The following is an 18,630-nucleotide window of genomic DNA, read 5'->3' on the forward strand; positions in this document are numbered from 1 at the left end:
CGCCGCGTCCGCGACCGGCGCCCATGTGGTCGCCGCTCGTGCGCAACGGATCCGGCTGACCCTCGACGCCGCTCGTGATCGACTCGGCGCGCTGCTGCGCTACCTGATTGGCCTGGGTCGGGCTGTGGCTGTTGCCGTGATGACGCGGCTGGCGCTCATCGAGCGAGCCCTGTGGCTCACGTGCCTCGCGGGGTTCACGCGGCGCGAATGGCGCGTGATGCGGCGCACGTGCCGGGCCTTGCGGGCCGCGACCTTGACCTTGCGGTGCACGGCCGCCCGGGCCACGTGGACCCTGACCGCCGCCGTTGGCATTGCGGCCCTGGCCTTGGCCCTGTCCCTGGCCGCCACCGCCGCCGCGACGTTGACCGCCACCACCGCCGCCATTTCCACCGCCACCGCCGCCCGAGCGTTCACCGCCCTGGCCGGCCTTGTTCTCGCGAATACGGCTGAGCATTTCGGTACGTGCGGCCTTGGCCGCAGCCTGCATCACATCACGGCTCGGCGGACGACCGGCACCGCCCCAGATCGTCTGGCGACCCATGGCGATAGGCTCGGCGCGTTCACCTTCTTCGGGGCCGAAGCCTTCGACGATCTTCACCGGGATCTGCTGCTTGGTGAAGCGCTCGATCTCCTGCATAAAACCTTCTTCGTCCAGGCACACGAAGCTCACCGCCTCGCCGCTCGAACCGGCACGGCCAGTGCGGCCGATGCGGTGCACGTAGTCTTCGCTGACGTTCGGGATTTCGAAGTTGACGACGTGCGGCAACTCGTCGATGTCGATGCCGCGTGCTGCGATGTCGGTCGCGACCAGCGCGCGGATGTCACCGCTCTTGAAGCCGGCCAGCGCTTGCGTGCGCGCGCTCTGGCTCTTGTTGCCGTGCAACGCCATCGCCTGAATGCCGTTCTTCGTCAGGAACTCGGCCACGCTGTTGGCGCCGAACTTGGTGCGGGTGAACACCAGGACCTGGCTCCAGTTGTGCTCGTTGATCACGTGCGCGAGCAGCGCCTTTTTCTTGCCGCGGCCGACCGGGTGAATGGTCTGCGTGATGCGCTGCACGGTCGTATTGGCCGGCGTTACCTGAACACTTTGCGGGTTCTTCAGCAGCGTGGCGGCGAGGTCGCGAATTTCATCGCTGAAGGTGGCTGAGAACAGCAGGCTCTGCTTGTCTTTGGGCACCAGTGCGAGGATCTTCTTCACGTCGTGGATGAAGCCCATGTCGAGCATGCGGTCAGCTTCGTCGAGTACCAGGATCTGCACTTGCGACAGGTCGAGCATGCCTTGCTGCTGCAGGTCGAGCAGGCGGCCCGGCGTGGCGACCAGGATGTCGACACCCTTCTTCAGTTTGCTGATTTGCGGGTTCATGCCGACACCGCCGAAGATCACCGTCGATTCGAGATCGAGGTACTTGCCGTAGGTGCGAACGGACTCTTCGACCTGGGCCGCGAGTTCACGCGTCGGGGTGAGCACCAAAGCACGGATGGCGGTGCCACCGAACTTGTTGGTGCCACTGGCGCTCAAGGTGAGCTTGTGCAGCATCGGCAGCGTGAAGGCCGCCGTTTTGCCGGTGCCGGTCTGGGCGCCGCCGAGCAGGTCATGCCCGTCGAGTACCACGGGGATGGCTTGCGCCTGGATGGGGGTCGGGGTGTCGTAGCCATGCTCGTGCACAGCCTTCAAGATGGCAGGAGCCAACTTCAGATCATCAAAATTCATTGGAAGCAATAAGCGCCTTACACGGCGCAGTGGTATCGGCCCGCTCAACGTCTTGTGCGACGCGAAGCCAGTAGGGGCAGATGAAGGTCAGGAGTGGGAGCCGAGAGCTTGTTGCATGCAAATGCGAAAAGCCATCTTGTCCCCGGCAGAGAGCCGGTGTAGCGGGCAACTGGACCCGGCAACGAGGAGCATTGTCGCATGAGTCGATAATCGGAGGTTGCCGCGCCCGATTTCGAGAATGTCGTCGTGGCGCCCGCGCAACCTTTTTTGCGCAATCAACGTTTATCCAAAGCAGTCAATACAGATGGCCCAATACGTCTATTCGATGAACCGTGTCAGCAAGACGGTGCCGCCCAAGCGGCAGCTCTTGAAAGACATTTCACTCTCGTTTTTCCCCGGCGCCAAGATTGGCGTGCTCGGCCTGAATGGCTCGGGCAAATCGACCCTGCTCAAGATCATGGCCGGCGTCGACAAGGAGTACGAGGGCGAGGCACTGCCCATGCCGGGCCTGACGATCGGCTACCTCGAGCAGGAACCCAAGCTCAATAACGAGCACACGGTGCGCCAGTCGGTCGAAGAATCCATGGGCGCCGTGTTTGCGGCCAAGGCGCGTCTTGAAGAGGTCTACGTCGCTTATGGCGCGGACGACGCCGACTTCGACGCGCTGGCGACAGAGCAAGCCCAGCTGGAAGCCGTCATCGCCACTGCCGGCACTGACTCTGAGCACCAATTGGAGATTGCTGCCGACGCGCTGCGCCTGCCGCCGTGGGATGCGACGATCGGCTTGCTCTCGGGCGGCGAAAAGCGCCGCGTTGCGCTGTGCCGCCTGCTGCTGTCCAAGCCGGACATGCTGCTGCTCGACGAGCCGACCAACCACCTGGACGCCGAATCGGTCGAGTGGCTGGAAGTGTTCCTCAAGCGTTTCGTCGGCACTGTGGTGGCCATCACCCATGACCGCTACTTCCTGGACAACGCGGCCGAATGGATTCTGGAAATGGACCGCGGTCGCGGCATTCCGTGGAAGGGCAACTACAGCACGTGGCTGGAGCAAAAGGGCGAGCGCCTGGCGCAGGAGCAAAAGGGCGAAGAAGCCCACGCCAAGGCACTGAAGAAGGAACTGGAATGGTCGCGCCAGAACCCCAAGGCGCGCCAGGCCAAGAGCAAATCGCGTCTCGCGCGCTTTGAAGAACTGAGCGACATGGAGTATCAGAAGCGCAACGAGACGCAGGAAATCTTCATTCCCGTGGCGGAGCGGCTCGGCCAGCAGGTGTTCGAGTTCCACAACGTCAGCAAGTCCTTCGGTGACCGGATGCTGATCGACAACTTGAGCTTCACCGTTCCACCGGGCGCGATCGTCGGCATCATCGGGCCGAACGGCGCCGGCAAGTCGACGCTGTTCAAGCTGATCGCAGGCAAGGAGCAGCCCGATAGCGGCCAGGTCATCATCGGCTCGACCGTCCGGGCCGCCTTCGTCGACCAGCACCGCGACGAACTGGCGAACCAGAAGACCGTGTGGGAAGACATCTCCAACGGCCTGGACATCATCAACGTCGGCAAGTTCCAGATGCCGAGCCGTGCGTATGCAGGTCGCTTCAACTTCAACGGCGCCGACCAGCAAAAGAAAGTCGGCACGCTGTCGGGCGGCGAGCGCGGTCGCCTGCACCTGGCCAAGACACTGATTGCCGGCGGCAACGTGCTGATGCTCGATGAACCGTCGAACGACCTGGACGTGGAAACGTTGCGCGCGCTCGAAGACGCGTTGCTCGAGTTCGCCGGCACAGTCATGGTCATCAGCCATGACCGCTGGTTTCTGGACCGCATCGCCACGCACATCCTCGCGGCCGAAGGCGACAGCCAATGGACTTTCTTCAACGGCAACTACCAGGAGTACGAGGCCGACAAGAAGAGGCGTCTGGGCGAAGAGGGCGCCAAGCCCAAGCGCATGCGCTACAAGGCGCTCAAGTAGGCCAACAGCCCGCCGCGCTGCATTGCGCTTACAAATGAAACCGCTTCAGTGCGGTTTTTTTGCACCTGCCTGTTGCTGTGACGTCACGATCAATACAAGACCGATGGCCCGGCGGCTCCTGGCACATGCGAAGTTTCAGCGCGTCGGCGTGGGAGCCACCGTCGCCTTCGGTGCGCTGCGCGGCCAGGTCGCCAGCAGCCGCTTTCGCACCGCATAGATGTTGTTGCGCAGTGCATAGAGCTCATCGGTATAAGACAGCGGCACGGTGATGCGGTGCGTCACGCGATCGAGTTCGTCGAGCTCGTCGAGTAGGCCATCGCGATCGCCCTTGCGCGCATCGACCTTGGTCTCGATCTCGCGCAACCGCGCGTACCAGCGGAACACCCGGCTTCGTACGCGGAACTGATAGAGCGGCGGCACGATCTTGCTCAAGGGCAGCATCAGCACGACAAGGCCGCCGAGCACCAGCCACATGCGCTCGACCAGGTTGCTGGCCCAGAAAGGCAAGTAGCGTTGCCAGAAAGGTGGTGTGCCGTTGATGGCGCGGTCGCCTTCAGGGCTCACGGGAAGTTCGCTAGTCTTGGTGTTCGGAAAATCGCGCGCCCGGTTGAACCAGCCGGCGCCGCCATGAATCGATTGCGCGCTTTCAGCGAACAGCTGACGCAAGGCCGGATGCGTGTGCTCCCGCGAGATCAACGAAGTGGTCGCAGCGACCAGAGACACATCGTGCGGCGGCAGATCGGAAGCGAGGTCGACCACGCCGCGCGGCAAGGCGACGGCCGACAGAAACGGAAAGCGCCGGGCATACGCATCGCTCTGGCCAAAGTCCATCAGCTGAATGCCGGGTGCGCGCAACAAGCGCTGCACCAGAGGCGACTGCGGCGCCGACGCCAGCACGATGGCGTCGAGCATGCCCGCCTGCAACGCCTCGGTGGCGGGTGCCGGCTCGAGGTTGGACAACTGCATTGTCGTCTCGTCGATGTGGTTGGCCTTGAGTAGCTTATCCATGATGTCGGGCACGCCGCTGCCCGCCTTGTCGACGTTCACGCGCAGGCCGCGCAGTTGGGCGAGCGAGGTGAGCGTGCTGGTCTTGCGATCGATCTTCTGCGCGGAATCGGTTCGATAGAACAGCCAGAGCGGCTCATAGAACAGACTGCCGAGCGAGGTCAGGCCGGCGTCTTCGTCAGCGCCCGCATCGGCGTTGCCGCCTCGCACGAAGCCCACGTCGGCCTCGCCATTGCGCAGCAACTGCAGGTTGTCCGCTGCGCCGTTCGTGGCCTTCAGGTCGACGGTGATGCCGTTGGCTTTGAGTGCGCTGGCATAGCGCTTGCCGAACTCGGCGTACGCGCTGCCGGCCGGGCCGGTCGCCAACGTCACGTGCTTGGGTGGCTGTGGGTCGAGGTACCAATACGCGGCGACCAGCGCTGCGATCACGATGAAGACGACCGGGCCGGCCGACACGATCAGGTCGCGGATGGAAAGCAGGATCAGCTTGAGAGTCTTTGGCATGAAGGCAGTCCAGGGTTCAGTTGCGTGTCACTGGCGAGTGCCCAGATCGCATCAGGTCGCTTGCGCAAGGAATGTCGAGTTTGTCCGTCTTGACCGATCGCGCTGCCCGCACCGCGCGCAAGGTCGCGCGCGCCACGACCTCGGCCGCCATGGTGCCAAGCACCGTCATGCCGGGTGCGTCGTCGGCCAGCGCGACGCGGCCGGTGGCCAGCACGAACAGCGTGTCGCCGTCGCTCATCGTATGGACAGGATTGATGGCGCGGGCCAGGCCGTCGTGCGCCACGTTGGCAAGGCGATTCGCCTGCACCTTGGTCAGCACCGCATCAGTGGCGATCACGCCGATGGTGGTGTTGGTGCCGGCCAGCAAGGGCTTGGGCATTTCACCGCGCAGCAAGGCGCGGCGCGTGTCGAGCAATGACTTGCCGTCGACGGTGCGGGCGCCGGCAACGACTTGCGCCGTGTCCGGATCGAGCACATCGCCCAGTGAGTTCACCGCGATCAGCGCGCCGACCGTCACGCCATTGACCGTGACCGAGGCCGTGCCGATGCCGCCCTTCATGGCGCGGTCGACGCCGAAAAGTTTGCCGACCAGTGCACCGCTGCCCGCGCCGACATTGCCTTCCGCGGGTGCGGCGCTGGACGCAGCGACGCAGGCCGCGTAGCCCGACTCGGCATCGGGCCGAATGCGCGCATCGCCCATCGGCAGATCGAACAGCACGGCCGCCGGTACGATCGGCAGGGTGCCGAAGCGCACGTCGAGGCCGACGCCTTGTTCTTCGAGATAGCGCATGGCGCCATCCGCTGCGGCCAACCCCCATGCACTGCCGCCTGCCAACATCACCGCGTGCACCTGCTGCACGAAGTTGCCGGGCGCCAGCAGGTCGGTTTCGCGCGTGCCGGGGGCGGCACCTCGCACGTCGACACCGCCGACAGCGCCGTCGCGCGAGATGATCACGGTGCAGCCGGTGGGCCGACGCGTGTCGGAGAAGTGACCGACTTCGATGCCGGCGACGTCGGTGATGGCGCCGCCGGACGGTGCGGACGGTGGTGATGCAGACGAAGCCGCGGCGGGCGCGACGGTGGCGGAAACACGGGGCGGGGACGACGACTGGAAAGGCATGGCGGCCGATTATGGAGGTCGCTCGGCGCCACCCGGTAACTCGCCGTGTCAGTTCGCCGGCTTGATCGCGACGAGTGATCTGGCCGTCGACCTTGTCCGCGCTGAAGCGCACCTTGTCGCCGGTCCTGACCTCGTCGAGCAACGACGCATCCTTGACGCGAAACGTCATCGTCATGGCTGGCATGTCGACGTTTTCGATATGGCCGTGCGCGAGCGTGATCGTCCGGGCCGCCGAGTCGACATCACGCACTTCGGCATCGACCCTTGGCAGCGCGGCTTGGGCAAATGCCATCGAGCTGCTGACCAGCGCGATGCACGCGATCCATGTTTTGAGGAGATTCATGTCGTTAGCGGGAGCGTGCGCTGCGTTATGCAGCGGTTGCTTGCCGAAGCTCCCGTGCCAGAGCTTGCAATTGCTCGAAGGCGCGAAAGCGCGTCAGGTGCAGTGCGGCGTTGGCGCCGCTGTCGGGGAGGAAGGTTCTTCCTGTTTGCGACATGCCGGACATCGCGGCGCCGACATCGTCGAAGGCACGGGCCGCCACGCTTCCCAGCATCGCGGCACCGAGCAGCACCGGCTCTTCCGCATCGGCCGCGACCACGACTTTGCCGGTCGCATCGGCGAGCAGTTGTCGCACCAGATCCAGGCGGCCGGCGCCGCCGCTGATCATGATTCGCTCGATCGGAGCGCCGGCTGCGGTCTGCGCCTCGATGATCTGGCGCAGCCCGTAGGCGATACCGCAAATGCCCGCGATGTACAGCGCGATGAGGCTGTCCATGTCGTTGGCCATGCCCAGGCCCACGATCACCGCCCTTGCATGCGGATCGGCCATCGGCGCCCGGTTGCCGAGAAACTCCGGTACGACATGAAGGCCATCCGCCAGCCGCACCGCGTCGGACAGACTGCGGGTCTTTTGCGCGGCGATATCGGCCAGCATCGTCACCAGGGACTGGCCTGCGGCTTGCGCCTGCTGTCGCGCTTCGGGCGCCAGCGGATGCATCGACAACAACTGTTCGATCGCAGCACCGGCCACCGATTGGCCGCCTTCGTTCAGCCAGGTGTGCGGCACCATCGCCGAGTAATAGGGCCCCCAGACGCCCGGCACGAACACCGGCGCACGGGTGCTGGTCATGGTGCATGACGAGGTGCCGAAGACGTAGGCCAACGCAGAGAAAGGATCGCCGTCGACCCCCACGGTGCCGATGCCTCCCGCATGCGCGTCGATGACGCCAGCGCCGACCGGCGTTCCTGTTGGCAAGCCGAGCTCCCTGGCCGCGGCCGGCGTCAATCCGCTGCCGAGCGCCGTGCCTGGTGCGACGACTTTGTTGCCGATCCGTTCGAAGGCTTCGTCGGCCAGCACGTCCAGGCCGATGGTGCGGAAGTAACTCGCGTCCCAGCGGTCTTCATGGGCCAGGTAGGTCCATTTGCAGGTGACCGTGCAGGTCGACCGTGACAGGTCGCCGCTCGCGCGCCAAGTCAGGAAATCGGTCAGGTCCATGAACTGCCACGCGTCGGCGAAGACGGCGGGTTTGTTCTCGCGCAGCCAGAGCAGCTTCGGCGTCTCCATCTCTGGAGAGATGCGGCCGCCGACGTACTTGAGCACATCGTGGCCGGTGGCATTGATCCGATCGGCCTGCGTCACGGCGCGATGGTCCATCCAGACGATGATGTTGCGCTCCGGGTCGTCGCTCGGACCGACCGGCAACGGCTTGCCGCCTTGGCCGAGCACGACCAGCGAGCATGTGGCGTCGAAGCCGATGCCGACCACCAGGTCGGACGACACGCCCGACTGCGCCACAGCGCTCCGGACCGACGTGCACACGGCGGCCCAGATCTCGTTGCTCGACTGTTCGACGATCGAGCCCGGTGCCTGAAACAAAGCGATGTCTTGCTTGGCGGATGCCAGCATGCGCCCTGCGAGATCGAAGACGCCGGCCCGGGCGCTGCCGGTGCCCACGTCTACGCCGATGACGTATCCGTCCGGTGCTGTGCGTGTCGGCAGCTTCATCAGAGATCGACGCTGTTGGGCAGCACGACGATGTCGCGGATCGTCACGTTGCGCGGTCGGGTCAGCATGAACATCACGCAGTCGGCGACCTCTTTCGGTTGCATCAGGCTGCCGGAGGCCAATGCCTCGTCCATCTTGGCCTTGGGCCAGTCGTCGAGCAGCGCGGTCACCACCGGACCCGGTGCGACCGCGCCGACCCGCACGCCATGCTTGGAAAGCTGCCGCCGCGTGGTGTGCACGAACGCCTGCACCGCGAACTTGGACGCGGTGTAGATCGGCTCCCAGGCAACCGGGACGATGCCGGCGATCGAACTTGTGAAGATGATGTCGCCCGACTTTTGCGCGACCAGGTGCGGCAGCACGGCGTGCACTGAGCGGAACGCTGCGTTCACGTTCAGGTTGAGCACGCGATCCCATTCGTCGGGATGTCCTTCGACGACATCGCCGCCGACATAGGCGCCGGCGTTGGCATGGAAGATGTGCAGGCCGCCCGCCAGCGCGAGGATCCTGGGCAGCATCGACGAGTTGTCTTCCGGCTTGAGCAGATCGACTGTCAGCGCCAGGGCTTCAGGTCCCAGCGCCTTGCAGACCTGCGCCAGCTTGGCGCCGTCGCGGTCGATGAGCACGACCCTGGCACCGGCGTCGACCAGCGCACGCGCGCATTCCAGGCCGATGCCCGATGCCGCGCCGGTGATGGCCGCAACGCGACCCTTGAAAGATTCGTTCATGGTGTGAGTTTTCGGTTGGCTCGGCTGATCACGATCGTCCATGCGACACGCGGGACTGGCGGGCGATCGAGTCGACGATCACTGCGATCGCCAACACGGCGCCGGTGATCATGAATCGCAGCGATGAAGAAAGGTTGAGCAGCGTCAGGCCGCTGGCGATCGACTGGATCACGATGATGCCGAGCACCGCCGAATAGGCACTGCCGCGACCTCCGAAGAGACTCGTTCCGCCGATGACGGCCGCGGCGATCGCGTTCAGGTTGACGTCGCCCGTGCCGGCCTGCTGGCTGGCCGAGGCCAAACGGGCCGCGGTCAGCACGCCGCCCAGCGACGCCAGGCTTGCGCACAGGACGAAGGCGCTGGTGAAGATCATGTTGACGTTGATGCCTGCGCGGCGCGCAGCCTCTCGGTTGCCACCCACCGCGTTCATCGAGCGGCCCCAGCGCGTGCGTTTCAGCGCGTAGTCCATGGCGACCGCGAGCGCGAGAAACAGGCCGAACATCAGCGGCACGCCGCGTCCGTGGTTCAGGTAGGCAACCACCACCTCCAGCAACACCGTGATGGCGACGACGCGAACCAGCAGGCTCGCCACCGACGGTGCCGACAGGCTGACTGCCTGCCGGCGCGTGCGCGTGCGCAGGCCCATCAGCAGGATTACGGCACCGGGCGCCAGTGCCAGCAGGTGCGACACGATGGCCGGCATGACCAGCATTTGCCCGAAGTCGACCATCGTCGAACCGTAGGGCAGGTTGATGGAGCCGCTGTTGCCCAGCACGTACAACTGCAGGCCGAGGATCGCCAGCAGGCCGGCCAAAGTGGCGACGAAACTGGGCATGCCGAGCCGGTTGAAAAGCAGGGCATAGACCGCGCCGATCAAGCCACCGACCAGCAGTGCGACGACGATCGCCACGAGCAGCGGCCAGCCCTGATTGACCCAGAGCATGCCGAGCAGAGCCGAAGCGAAGCCGCTCATCGAGCCGACGGAAAGGTCGATCTGCCCGACCATCAATACGCAGACGATGCCCAGCGCGATGACGCCCGTGGTCGAACAATCGAACAGCAGGTTGACCAGGTTGTCGGCCGAAAGAAACACCGGGTTCAAGCTGGTGAAGACGGTCCAGATAATGACGAGGCCGACGATCACCGGCAGCGAGCCCAGGTCGCCGGAGCGGACGCGCTCGACGAAGGCGGAGACGGTGCCGCCGAGGCCTTCAGCATGCTTGACGCGGACGTCGCTGCGGTCCAGCAGCGGCTGCGGTTGCAACACGTTTTTCGCTTCGGTGGTCATGCGTTCTCCCGCTTGTCGACGTGCTGCGCTTCCTGGCGCCGGCCGGCCCGGCGGGACACCGCGTTTTCGGTCGCGCCGGTGATGGCGGCCACCAATTCCTGGTTGGAGGAATCGGGATAGAACACGCCGTTGTTGCGGCCGAGCCGCAAGACGACGATCCGGTCCGCGACCGCCCGGACGTCTTCCATGTTGTGGCTGATCATGATCACCGCGTGTCCGCGATCGCGCACCCGCTCGATCAGGTTCAGCACTTCGGCGGTCTGTGCGACGCCCAGCGCCGCGGTGGGTTCGTCCAGCATGATCAACTTGGGGTCGAGCAACAGGGAGCGTGCGATGGCCACGGTCTGGCGCTGTCCGCCCGACAGCGATGCGACGACATCGCGCACATTCGGAATGCGGGCCGACAACTCGTTGAGCAGTGTCCAGGCCTTGACCTCCATCGCGACCTCGTCGAGGCACAGGGCATTGAGCTCGCGCCCGAGGTAAATGTTGGCGACGACGTCGAGGTTCTCGCACAGGGCCAGGTCCTGGAACACGGTGGCGATGCCCAGATCGAGCGCCGCGCCGGGGTTGTCTAGCGTGACCTGTTTGCCGCCGAAGTGAATGGTCCCGGCGCTGGGCTGGTGGACACCGGCCAGCACCTTTACCAGGGTCGATTTGCCGGCGCCGTTGTCGCCGACCAGCGCGACCACTTCACCGGCGTGAACGTCGAGGTCGATGTCCGTCAGGGCTGACACTGCGCCGAAGCGCTTGGAGACGTTGCGCAGGCTCAAGACCAGTTCGCCTGCAGAACGCCGTGGGGGGGTTGGATCGGTCATCGACTCGAAGCCTTCTGGTGGAGCCTGCTGTCTGTCAGTTGGAAATGCCGAGCTTCTTGCAGCCGTCGGCGTAGCGCCCGGTGCAAAGTTCATTGGCCGTGGCGATCTTCTTGTCGATGATTTCCGCTTTCAGGTTCTTCGCCGTGACGACTGCGGGTACGAAGAGTTGCGAAGGCGTGTCGTAGAGTTTCATTTCCGACTTGGGCGTCTCGCCGGCCAGGAAGCCGACGGCGACTCGGGCCGCTGCGGCCGCCACGATCTCGCTTGGCTTGGAAATCGTGTTGAACTGGTCGCCCGCGATGATCAATTGCAAGGCGGCGATCGTGGCGTCGTTGCCCGTAACGGTCGGCACCGGGTTCACTCCGGCTGCCTTGAAGGCGGCGATGGCGCCCCCGCCCGTGCCGTCGTTGGCGGCGACCACGCCGATGATCTGCGTGCTGAAGCGGGTGATCTGCCCGCTCACCCACTGCTGTGCCTTGGGCGGCGCCCATTCAGGCGTGTCGAACTCGGCCAGTGTCTTGTATCCGCTGTTCTCCAGGCCGGCGTGGATGCCTTTCTTGATTAGGCCCGCAGCCGCATCGGTGGGGGAACCGTTTACTTCCAGCAGGCCGCCCTTGTCCATCGGCACCTTGTTGTCTTTGAGGTGCTGCACCAGCGACTCGGCGATAGCCTTGCCGATGCCTTCGTTGTCGAAAGACACGTAGTAGTCGGCTGGCGTCGTGGGCACCGGACGGTCATATGCGATGACCTTCACGCCCTTGCTCTGGGCGAGCTTGACCAGCGACGCCGCGGAAGTCGAATCCACCGGGTCCAGGACGATGACCTTGGCGCCTTGCGAGATCACCGAGTTGAATTGCTGCTGCTGCTGCGCGACATCGCCGTTGGCGTTCTGATAGAGCACTTTGCAGTCCGCGCAGAGCTTGCTCATCTCGGCCTTGAAGCCGGGAAAGTCGTGCTGTTCGTAGCGCGTCGAAGCCTGGTCGGGCATCAGGAAAGCGACGGTCCCGGACGGTGCGGCAAACGCTGCCGTTCCGGTCGTGAGACCGATTGCCATTGCGAGCGCGGTCGCGCTGAAAGAAGGGCTGGAAAGTTTCTTCATGAGGTTGTCTCTTTTCTTTGAATGACCGGCGCAAGGGGTTGCCGGCGTGGGTTGCAAATCTCTCTCTCGCTGACTGTTTCGGATGCACCTTCGTGCCTCGATGTGAAACTCCTTTCTCAAGCCGCTTCGGCAATGCCGGCGTTCTCGGCCAGCAAGGCTCGAAAGCGCGATGGCGGAATGCCCTTTTGCCGAAGAAACTGCCGGTTGAAATTGGAAATGTTCTTGAAGCCCGAGGCGAAGCAGATGTCGGTGATCGTCATGTCGTCATCGCTCATCAGAAGCTGCGTCGAGAGGTTGATGCGAAGCCGATTGACGTATTGACCGAGTGCCATGCCGGTGTGCCGGCGAAAGCTGCGCGAGAAGGCGCTGGTGCTGAGTCGCGAGATCACGGCCAGTTCGGGTTCCCCAAAAGATTCGGTCAGGTGAGCGCGGATGTAGTCGAGCGCCGCGTTGATCCCGTTCGCCATGAAGCCATGCGGGTCCGGGTGATAGTCGCTGCTGGTCATCGGGCGGCTGCCCGTGTCCCGGCTCAGCGCGCCAAGGATCGAGGCGAAGAGTTCGATGCGCCGGATGTCGGTCGCACCGATCAACTCCTGAATCTTCGGGCCGACCATGGCCGCCGTGGCTGGCGTGAAAAGCACGCCGCGCCGGCTCATTTCCAACACCGGAAGAAATGAGCAAAGCTCAGGCAGGATTTCGGACGCATCCCGGATGAACTGCTCGTTGAACTGCAGGACGCGGCCGCGCAGCGGTACCGACGTGCCGGCGGCGAGATCGCTGACCCAGTTGTGAGGAAGGTTGGGACCGGTCAGCACCAGATGGCCCGGCGCGAAATCGCCGATGTAGTCGCCGACGAAGCAGCGGCCAGTGGTCTCCACCACGTGATGGAGTTCGCACTCCGGGTGGAAGTGCCAGCGCACGGTCCTGAATGGATAGCCGTGCTCCCATGCCTTGAAGGAGTGGGCGCGTCCTATCTGAACGACCTCGAGGTCTGGTTTCATCGACTGTCTCCATTGACGGTCTCCGACTGCTTCAGGTCGGCGCCGTTTGTCTCTGCGGCTCGGTGTCAGGCACCTCACTCGACGCGAATAGTAAGAGCGCGATCGGGTTGCGTGCTACTACGTTTCCGGATGTCAACTTATACGTTTTTGTCGTTTTCGATGGTGCTGGGTGCCAGATTTGCACGGAGCCTTTCGTCGCTTCAAAAAGTTCCATGTTTAGCGAATATGAATCTGTCTCCAGCCTGACTAGTTAATGTTTTCTTGTTGCCTTGTCTCGTCGCGTTCACAAAGCAGTCGGTAATAACAAATAAGAACGATTCGCAGTCAAAATTAAGACGCTGGCCGGTGCATCTTCGCAACCGCGCAGCCGCCTGATCGAAGACAAGACACCATGACCCGACTCGACACCCTGCCAAGCCGCAGAAAGCCCATCACGCTGGCGCTCCTTAGCCTTGTTTCTGTCTCCGGCGCCTGGGCGCAGCAAGCAGCGCAACCAGCCGTGAGTCCTGCATCCCTGACAGCGGCCACGCCATCGCCAGGTGCCGCGCCCGCCGCATCGACGTCAGTGCCGCCGACGCTGCGCGAGATCCAGGTCGAAGGCATGGCCGACAAGTCCAGCTTTGGCCCGAACGCGGCGTCGATCAGCCGGCTGCCGGCCGAACTGCGCGACATTCCGCAGTCGATCACTGTCATCAACCAGGCGCTGATGCAGTCGCAGGGCGCGACATCCCTGGCGAGTGCGTTGCGCAACGTGCCGGGGTTAACGATCGGCGGCGCCGAGGGTGGCCAGATCGGCACCAACATCAACCTGAACGGCTTCTCCGCACGCACCGACATCTACCTCGACGGGGCACGCGATCGGGCGCAGTACTACCGCGACATCTTCGCGCTCGATTCGGTGGAAGTGCTGATGGGCCCGTCGTCGATGCTGTTCGGGCGGGGCAGCACCGGCGGCGTCATCAACCAGGTGAGCAAACGGCCGACGCTGACGCCATCCGCCGAAGCGTCGGTGTCGGCCAGCACCACCGGGCTGGTGCGCACCACCGTCGACCTCAACCAGCCGATGTCCGACACATCGGCCTTTCACCTCTCCGCGATGGGCCAGGACGGCAATGCCACCACGCGCGACCAGACCCGCCTGCAAGACGTCGGCATCGCGCCGATGCTCAAGTTGGGCATCGGGACGCCAACGCAAGTCACTTTGTCGGCACTGGTTCAGCACAACCGCGACATGGCGGACTACGGCGTGCTCGGCCTCAACGGCCGGCCGGCCAAGGTCGATCGCAACACCGCGTATGGCGACAGCGACGACCGCACGATTTCCGACATCCGGGCGTTCGGCGCGCTGGTCACGCACAAGATCACGCCAACAACGACGATCCGCAACCAGACGCAGTTGAACGACGTGACGACGGATGCGCGTGAAACATCGCCGCAGAACATCGGCCGGCGCGCCGCCAACGGCTCGTTCATCGCGTCGTCGACCGGCACCACCGCCGCGCCGGCTGCGGTGTCCAGCACGCTGCCGCTCGAGCAGCTGTGGGTGCGCCAGCAAAGCCACGACCGGGTGATCAACGACAAGTCGCTCTTCAATTTGACGGAACTGAGCACCAAGTTCGACACGGGATCGATCAAGCACACGCTGCTGACCGGTTTCGAACTGGGTCGGGACACCTACCGCAACCAGGCGTACTACCGCAACGGCAGCTGTGGCGGCGTCGCACTGAACCCGGCGGGCACCACCAGCGGCTATGTGTCCTGCACGCCGCTGGCTTTCCCCATCGAAACCGATTCGCCACTCAACGCGCCGAGCCGTCCGGGCAATCTGGCGACCGCCACTGCCACGACGGTGGCTGCCTATGTCAACGACACGATCGAGCTGAGCCCGCAGTGGAAGCTGGTCGCGGGTGTGCGCCACGACCGCTACAAGGCCGATATCGCGAACACCGTCACCAGCGCCACGACACTTGGCTACGAGCAGCAGACGGTCAATTTCAACAGCGTGCGTGCCGGCGCCATCTGGCAGCCGACCCCGGAGCAGTCGTACTACGCGTCTTACAGCACGTCGTTCAATCCATCGCTCGAGCAACTGGTCGCGACCACCGGCGGCACACAGCCTTTGCCACCGCAAAAAAATAAGTCGTACGAGGTTGGCGGCAAGTGGGACACGATGAACGGCAATCTGTCTTTCAGCGCCGCCGCGTTCCAGATCACGCAGACCAATGCGCGCGCACAAAACAACGACGGCACATACACGGCCACGGGCACAGTGCGCGTCAACGGTGCTCGAGCGGGCGTCGCTGGTCGCATCACCGATCAGCTCCAGCTGTTCGGCGCCTACACGCACCTCGATGCCACCATCATCGAAGGCATCGCACCCGGCACGCTCGGCAAGACGCCTGCCAACACGCCGAAAGATTCGGCCAGTTTCTGGGCGTCGTACGCCATCACGCCTGAGTGGGAAGTGGGCGGCGGCGCCACCTACAACGCGCACCGGTTCGCGAACAACACCAATCTCGTGCGGGTGCCTGGCTACGTGCGCTTCGACGCGCTGCTGGCTTACCATCAGCCCAAGTACGACATTCGCCTGAATCTGTTCAACCTGTCGAACAAGTACTACTACGATGCCCTGATTCCGTCAGATGGAGGGCGCTCCGTGCCGGGTTCGGGTCGAGCGGCCACGGTGTCGCTCAACTACCGTTTTTGACAGCGCCAAACTGCCTTCATGCTGGTCTGCATTCCGAAAGTTCTCGATGCCGATGCGCTGGCCGAGGTGCGCACTCGGCTCGACGCAGCGGGCGATGCCTGGGTCGACGGTCGCGCCACGGCCGGCCACCAGGGTGCGCCGGTCAAGTTCAACCAGCAGATCGACGAGCGTGCCGAAGTGGCGCATGCGTGCCAGGACATCGTGGCCGCTGCGCTCGAGCGCAACCCGACCTTCATCAGCGCGGCGTTGCCCAACCTGCTGTACCCGCCGATGTTCAACCGCTACAGCGAGGGCATGACCTTCGGCCTGCACGTCGACGGTGGCGTGCGCATTCATCCGCATACCGGCCGCAAGCTGCGCACCGATCTTTCTGCGACGTTGTTCCTTTCCGACCCGGAAAGTTACGACGGCGGGGAACTGCAGATGGAAGACACGCACGGCATGCAGAGCGTCAAGCTGGCCGCTGGCGATCTCGTCGTCTATCCGGCGACCAGCGTGCATCAGGTCACGCCGATCACACGGGGCGTGCGGGTCGCCTGCTTTTTCTGGGTGCAAAGCCTGGTGCGCGATGCTGGTGATCGCGCGTTGCTGTTCGACATGGACACCGCGATCCAGCGGCTCAACCAGAGCGGCGCCGACGAGCGGGCGCGCCGTACATTGACTGGCACGTACCACAACCTGTTGCGCAAGTGGAGCGACACCTGACGGTTATCCCATTGCCTTCGCCCTAGGGAATTTTGCGCGGCATGAAGCACCGCGGTGTGCTCGAGCACCTACACTAGCCTCCCCATTGGGGAGTAGCCGGCTTCCGTTTCACGGAAGCGCCTGCGTCAACATACTCGGCGTGCACCTTGCACGCTGTGGCGCAGGCAGCCTTTGCAGGTTGGCGAGACCATTGGCGTGTCAGCACGATGTGAGTCGGGCAGTGATGACACGCCTCTGTTCTTGCCCGACCGAGCCAATAAAAAGTATTTCCCACCATGAATTTCGCCGCAATAGCGTTGCTCGCGCTGGCCATGTCGACCGACGCGTTTGCCGCCGCCGTCGGCAAAGGCACGGCCCTACAGAACCCGCGCTGGTCCGAGGCGCTGCGCACCGGGCTCATCTTCGGCGTCATCGAAGCGATCACCCCGATGATCGGCTGGGTGCTGGGCCATGCAGCCGCCGACTATGTCAACGCCTGGGATCACTGGATCGCTTTCACATTGCTCGGCGTTCTAGGCGTCCGCATGATCTACGCGGGCTTGAAGACGCCTGCCGAAGAAGAGGATGAAAAGCCGACGCGCCATTCCTTCTGGGTGTTGGCGACCACGGGCTTTGCGACCAGCATCGATGCCATGGCGGTCGGCGTCGGGCTGGCTTTCCTGAACGTCAACATTTTTCCCATTGCCGCCTCGATCGGCTTCGCGACCTTCATCATGGTGACGCTCGGCGTGATGGTCGGCCGTGTGCTCGGCAAAATCGCGGGCCGCTCGGCCGAGGCCCTGGGTGGCGTGGTGTTGATCGGGATAGGCTCGACCATCCTGTATCAGCATCTGCACGCGGTCTGAGCGGGCCTACCGCAACTGCACCTTGATCCCGTCGTCGACCACCGTGATGTCACCGATCTCGTAGGTCTTGCGGCCGACGGTGAGTTCCTCTGCGGTGAAGCTGCGCAGCACCTGGTCACGCAGCAACTCCTGCGCAACGAGGGCGCCGATCTGCTGCACGCGCTCGGCATCTCTGCCGCCCACGCCTTGCAGTTCGAGGCGTTCGGCTTTCGGCTGGTCGAGGCGCAGCGAACGCGTGGCCGCGTCGTACTTGAGCGCGCTGCTCACGGAGACGATGCCCTCCATGGGGGATGACCGCAGCAGCGGGCTGGCGATCGACAACACCGCAGTGACGGTCGCCCTGTTGCCGCGTGCGTCGAGGCTCAACTGCGGCTCACGCAGGCCGACGGTGAACAACTCCGCATAGCGCTGCGCCACTGGAAAATGCTTGACGATCTGCGCCTGCAGTTCGACGCGGCTGGCGGTGTATTCGTTGGTGAAGAAGTTGAAGCCTGCGAAGGCAGGGGCACTGGCCGGCAGCACCGCAGCCAGGAGCGTCGCACCGACAAGGCGGCGGCGGGAAATCTGATCGGAGAACCGAGGGGAGGGCGGTTGGGAAAGCATCAGGTTCATGAAGGGTTGCGTTGATTGGCGCTATGCACGGCCCGCGCGGTCCGCGCGAAAAAAGTTGTCGAGTTCGTTGCCCGAAGCAGCCTGGGTGAAGCCGTCGAAGCTGCCTTGTTCGGCGATCAGTTTGGCAGCGTTCGAGAAAGCGCCCCAGGCCGCACGTGCCAGCGCGCCACCCACGCTGACGCGTCGCACACCCAGCTCCGCCACTTCAGCCATCGTGAGATCGCTTGTCGAGCCGATCAGCAGATTGACCGGCTTGGGCGCCACGCCGGCGACCACGGCCGCGATCTGCTCGCGGGTCTTGATGCCCGGCGCATAGAGGCAATCGGCGCCGGCTGCGGCGTAGGCGCGGAGGCGATGAATCGTTTCGTCGAGGTCGGGTCGGCCGACCAGAAAACATTCGGCCCGGCCGACCAGCAGGCAGTCGCCGCCTGCCTTGTCGATGGCGCCGCGTGCGGCACGCAGCCGCGCCACCGCGGTGTCGATGTCGTGCAGCGGGCTGGCGGCGCTGCCGGGGG

Annotated in this window: 15 protein-coding genes, 1 pseudogene and 1 riboswitch; of the genes and pseudogenes, 4 read left to right on the forward strand and 12 right to left on the reverse strand. The window is 64.3% G+C overall.

The genetic code is table 11. The features are described from left to right. Positions 1 to 1,711: DEAD/DEAH box helicase (locus QN397_RS24540; protein WP_323502213.1), on the reverse strand; the 1,711-nt coding region annotated here is incomplete at its 3' end. Positions 1,712 to 2,015: 304 nt separating this feature from the next. On the opposite strand from QN397_RS24540, the gene ettA reads away from it, so the two are divergent. Further along, positions 2,016 to 3,677, forward strand: coding sequence for an energy-dependent translational throttle protein EttA (ettA, locus tag QN397_RS24545; RefSeq protein ID WP_323499306.1), 1,662 nt, complete (start codon positions 2,016 to 2,018; stop codon positions 3,675 to 3,677). Positions 3,678 to 3,812: 135 nt separating this feature from the next. Here the strand turns inward: ettA and QN397_RS24550 are convergent, their stop codons facing one another. From QN397_RS24550 to QN397_RS24590, 9 genes and pseudogenes are all read right to left on the reverse strand, one after another. Next, positions 3,813 to 5,186, reverse strand: coding sequence for a TAXI family TRAP transporter solute-binding subunit (locus QN397_RS24550; RefSeq protein WP_323499305.1), 1,374 nt, complete (start codon positions 5,184 to 5,186; stop codon positions 3,813 to 3,815). 16 nt (positions 5,187 to 5,202) lie between these two features. Next, a complete protein-coding gene (locus QN397_RS24555; RefSeq protein WP_323499304.1) occupies positions 5,203 to 6,306 on the reverse strand; it encodes a P1 family peptidase in 1,104 nt (367 codons plus the stop codon). Between the two features lie 91 nt (positions 6,307 to 6,397). Then, positions 6,398 to 6,649, reverse strand: a pseudogene (locus QN397_RS24560) (copper-binding protein); the annotation flags it as partial. A gap of 25 nt (positions 6,650 to 6,674) precedes the next feature. After that, complete coding sequence (locus QN397_RS24565) at positions 6,675 to 8,312, reverse strand: FGGY-family carbohydrate kinase (protein WP_323499303.1); 1,638 nt, start codon at positions 8,310 to 8,312, stop codon at positions 6,675 to 6,677. Beyond that, a complete protein-coding gene (locus QN397_RS24570; RefSeq protein WP_323499302.1) occupies positions 8,312 to 9,040 on the reverse strand; it encodes an SDR family oxidoreductase in 729 nt (242 codons plus the stop codon). The genes QN397_RS24565 and QN397_RS24570 overlap by 1 nt, the downstream gene beginning before the upstream one ends. Positions 9,041 to 9,068: 28 nt before the next feature. Continuing rightward, positions 9,069 to 10,328, reverse strand: a complete 1,260-nt coding sequence (locus tag QN397_RS24575; protein ID WP_323499301.1) for a sugar ABC transporter permease — start codon at positions 10,326 to 10,328, stop codon at positions 9,069 to 9,071. Continuing rightward, positions 10,325 to 11,146 carry an ATP-binding cassette domain-containing protein gene (locus QN397_RS24580; RefSeq protein ID WP_187051195.1) on the reverse strand — a complete coding sequence of 274 codons (822 nt, stop codon included), beginning with the start codon at positions 11,144 to 11,146 and terminating at the stop codon, positions 10,325 to 10,327. Before QN397_RS24580 ends, QN397_RS24575 begins: the two co-directional genes overlap by 4 nt. 34 nt (positions 11,147 to 11,180) lie before the next feature. Further along, positions 11,181 to 12,245, reverse strand: a complete 1,065-nt coding sequence (locus QN397_RS24585; RefSeq protein WP_323499300.1) for a sugar ABC transporter substrate-binding protein — start codon at positions 12,243 to 12,245, stop codon at positions 11,181 to 11,183. 116 nt (positions 12,246 to 12,361) lie between these two features. Then, positions 12,362 to 13,246, reverse strand: coding sequence for an AraC family transcriptional regulator (locus tag QN397_RS24590; protein WP_187051197.1), 885 nt, complete (start codon positions 13,244 to 13,246; stop codon positions 12,362 to 12,364). A 391-nt stretch (positions 13,247 to 13,637) separates the two neighbouring features. Between QN397_RS24590 and QN397_RS24595 the strand changes: the two genes are divergently transcribed. The 3 genes from QN397_RS24595 (at position 13,638) to mntP (ending at position 17,503) form a co-directional block, all read left to right on the forward strand. Continuing rightward, positions 13,638 to 15,953 carry a TonB-dependent siderophore receptor gene (locus QN397_RS24595; protein ID WP_323499299.1) on the forward strand — a complete coding sequence of 772 codons (2,316 nt, stop codon included), beginning with the start codon at positions 13,638 to 13,640 and terminating at the stop codon, positions 15,951 to 15,953. Positions 15,954 to 15,971: 18 nt separating this feature from the next. Continuing rightward, positions 15,972 to 16,658 carry a Fe2+-dependent dioxygenase gene (locus tag QN397_RS24600; RefSeq protein WP_323499298.1) on the forward strand — a complete coding sequence of 229 codons (687 nt, stop codon included), beginning with the start codon at positions 15,972 to 15,974 and terminating at the stop codon, positions 16,656 to 16,658. Positions 16,659 to 16,733: 75 nt separating this feature from the next. Continuing rightward, a riboswitch (yybP-ykoY riboswitch) is annotated at positions 16,734 to 16,911 on the forward strand. A 22-nt stretch (positions 16,912 to 16,933) separates the two neighbouring features. After that, positions 16,934 to 17,503: a manganese efflux pump MntP gene (mntP, locus tag QN397_RS24605; RefSeq protein WP_323499297.1), complete on the forward strand. Its 570-nt coding sequence runs from the start codon at positions 16,934 to 16,936 to the stop codon at positions 17,501 to 17,503. Positions 17,504 to 17,509: 6 nt separating this feature from the next. On the opposite strand, the gene QN397_RS24610 is transcribed toward mntP, so the two are convergent. Beyond that, positions 17,510 to 18,115, reverse strand: a complete 606-nt coding sequence (locus tag QN397_RS24610; protein WP_323499296.1) for a DUF1439 domain-containing protein — start codon at positions 18,113 to 18,115, stop codon at positions 17,510 to 17,512. 21 nt (positions 18,116 to 18,136) lie between these two features. Beyond that, on the reverse strand, positions 18,137 to 18,630 hold a 494-nt coding region (locus QN397_RS24615), incomplete at its 5' end, for an isocitrate lyase/phosphoenolpyruvate mutase family protein (protein ID WP_323502214.1).

It is taken from the genome of Variovorax sp. RTB1, assembly GCF_035018765.1.
Lineage (GTDB): Bacteria > Pseudomonadota > Gammaproteobacteria > Burkholderiales > Burkholderiaceae_C > Variovorax.

What these genes read in the sequence shown, in the direction of transcription:
- ettA (WP_323499306.1), top strand. Translation starts at nt 2,016, where the DNA reads ATGGCCCAATACGTCTATTCGATGAACCGTGTCAGCAAGACGGTGCCG.
- QN397_RS24550 (WP_323499305.1), bottom strand. Translation starts at nt 5,186, where the DNA reads ATGCCAAAGACTCTCAAGCTGATCCTGCTTTCCATCCGCGACCTGATC.
- QN397_RS24555 (WP_323499304.1), bottom strand. Translation starts at nt 6,306, where the DNA reads ATGCCTTTCCAGTCGTCGTCCCCGCCCCGTGTTTCCGCCACCGTCGCG.
- QN397_RS24565 (WP_323499303.1), bottom strand. Translation starts at nt 8,312, where the DNA reads ATGAAGCTGCCGACACGCACAGCACCGGACGGATACGTCATCGGCGTA.
- QN397_RS24570 (WP_323499302.1), bottom strand. Translation starts at nt 9,040, where the DNA reads ATGAACGAATCTTTCAAGGGTCGCGTTGCGGCCATCACCGGCGCGGCA.
- QN397_RS24575 (WP_323499301.1), bottom strand. Translation starts at nt 10,328, where the DNA reads ATGACCACCGAAGCGAAAAACGTGTTGCAACCGCAGCCGCTGCTGGAC.
- QN397_RS24580 (WP_187051195.1), bottom strand. Translation starts at nt 11,146, where the DNA reads ATGACCGATCCAACCCCCCCACGGCGTTCTGCAGGCGAACTGGTCTTG.
- QN397_RS24585 (WP_323499300.1), bottom strand. Translation starts at nt 12,245, where the DNA reads ATGAAGAAACTTTCCAGCCCTTCTTTCAGCGCGACCGCGCTCGCAATG.
- QN397_RS24590 (WP_187051197.1), bottom strand. Translation starts at nt 13,246, where the DNA reads ATGAAACCAGACCTCGAGGTCGTTCAGATAGGACGCGCCCACTCCTTC.
- QN397_RS24595 (WP_323499299.1), top strand. Translation starts at nt 13,638, where the DNA reads ATGACCCGACTCGACACCCTGCCAAGCCGCAGAAAGCCCATCACGCTG.
- QN397_RS24600 (WP_323499298.1), top strand. Translation starts at nt 15,972, where the DNA reads ATGCTGGTCTGCATTCCGAAAGTTCTCGATGCCGATGCGCTGGCCGAG.
- mntP (WP_323499297.1), top strand. Translation starts at nt 16,934, where the DNA reads ATGAATTTCGCCGCAATAGCGTTGCTCGCGCTGGCCATGTCGACCGAC.
- QN397_RS24610 (WP_323499296.1), bottom strand. Translation starts at nt 18,115, where the DNA reads ATGAACCTGATGCTTTCCCAACCGCCCTCCCCTCGGTTCTCCGATCAG.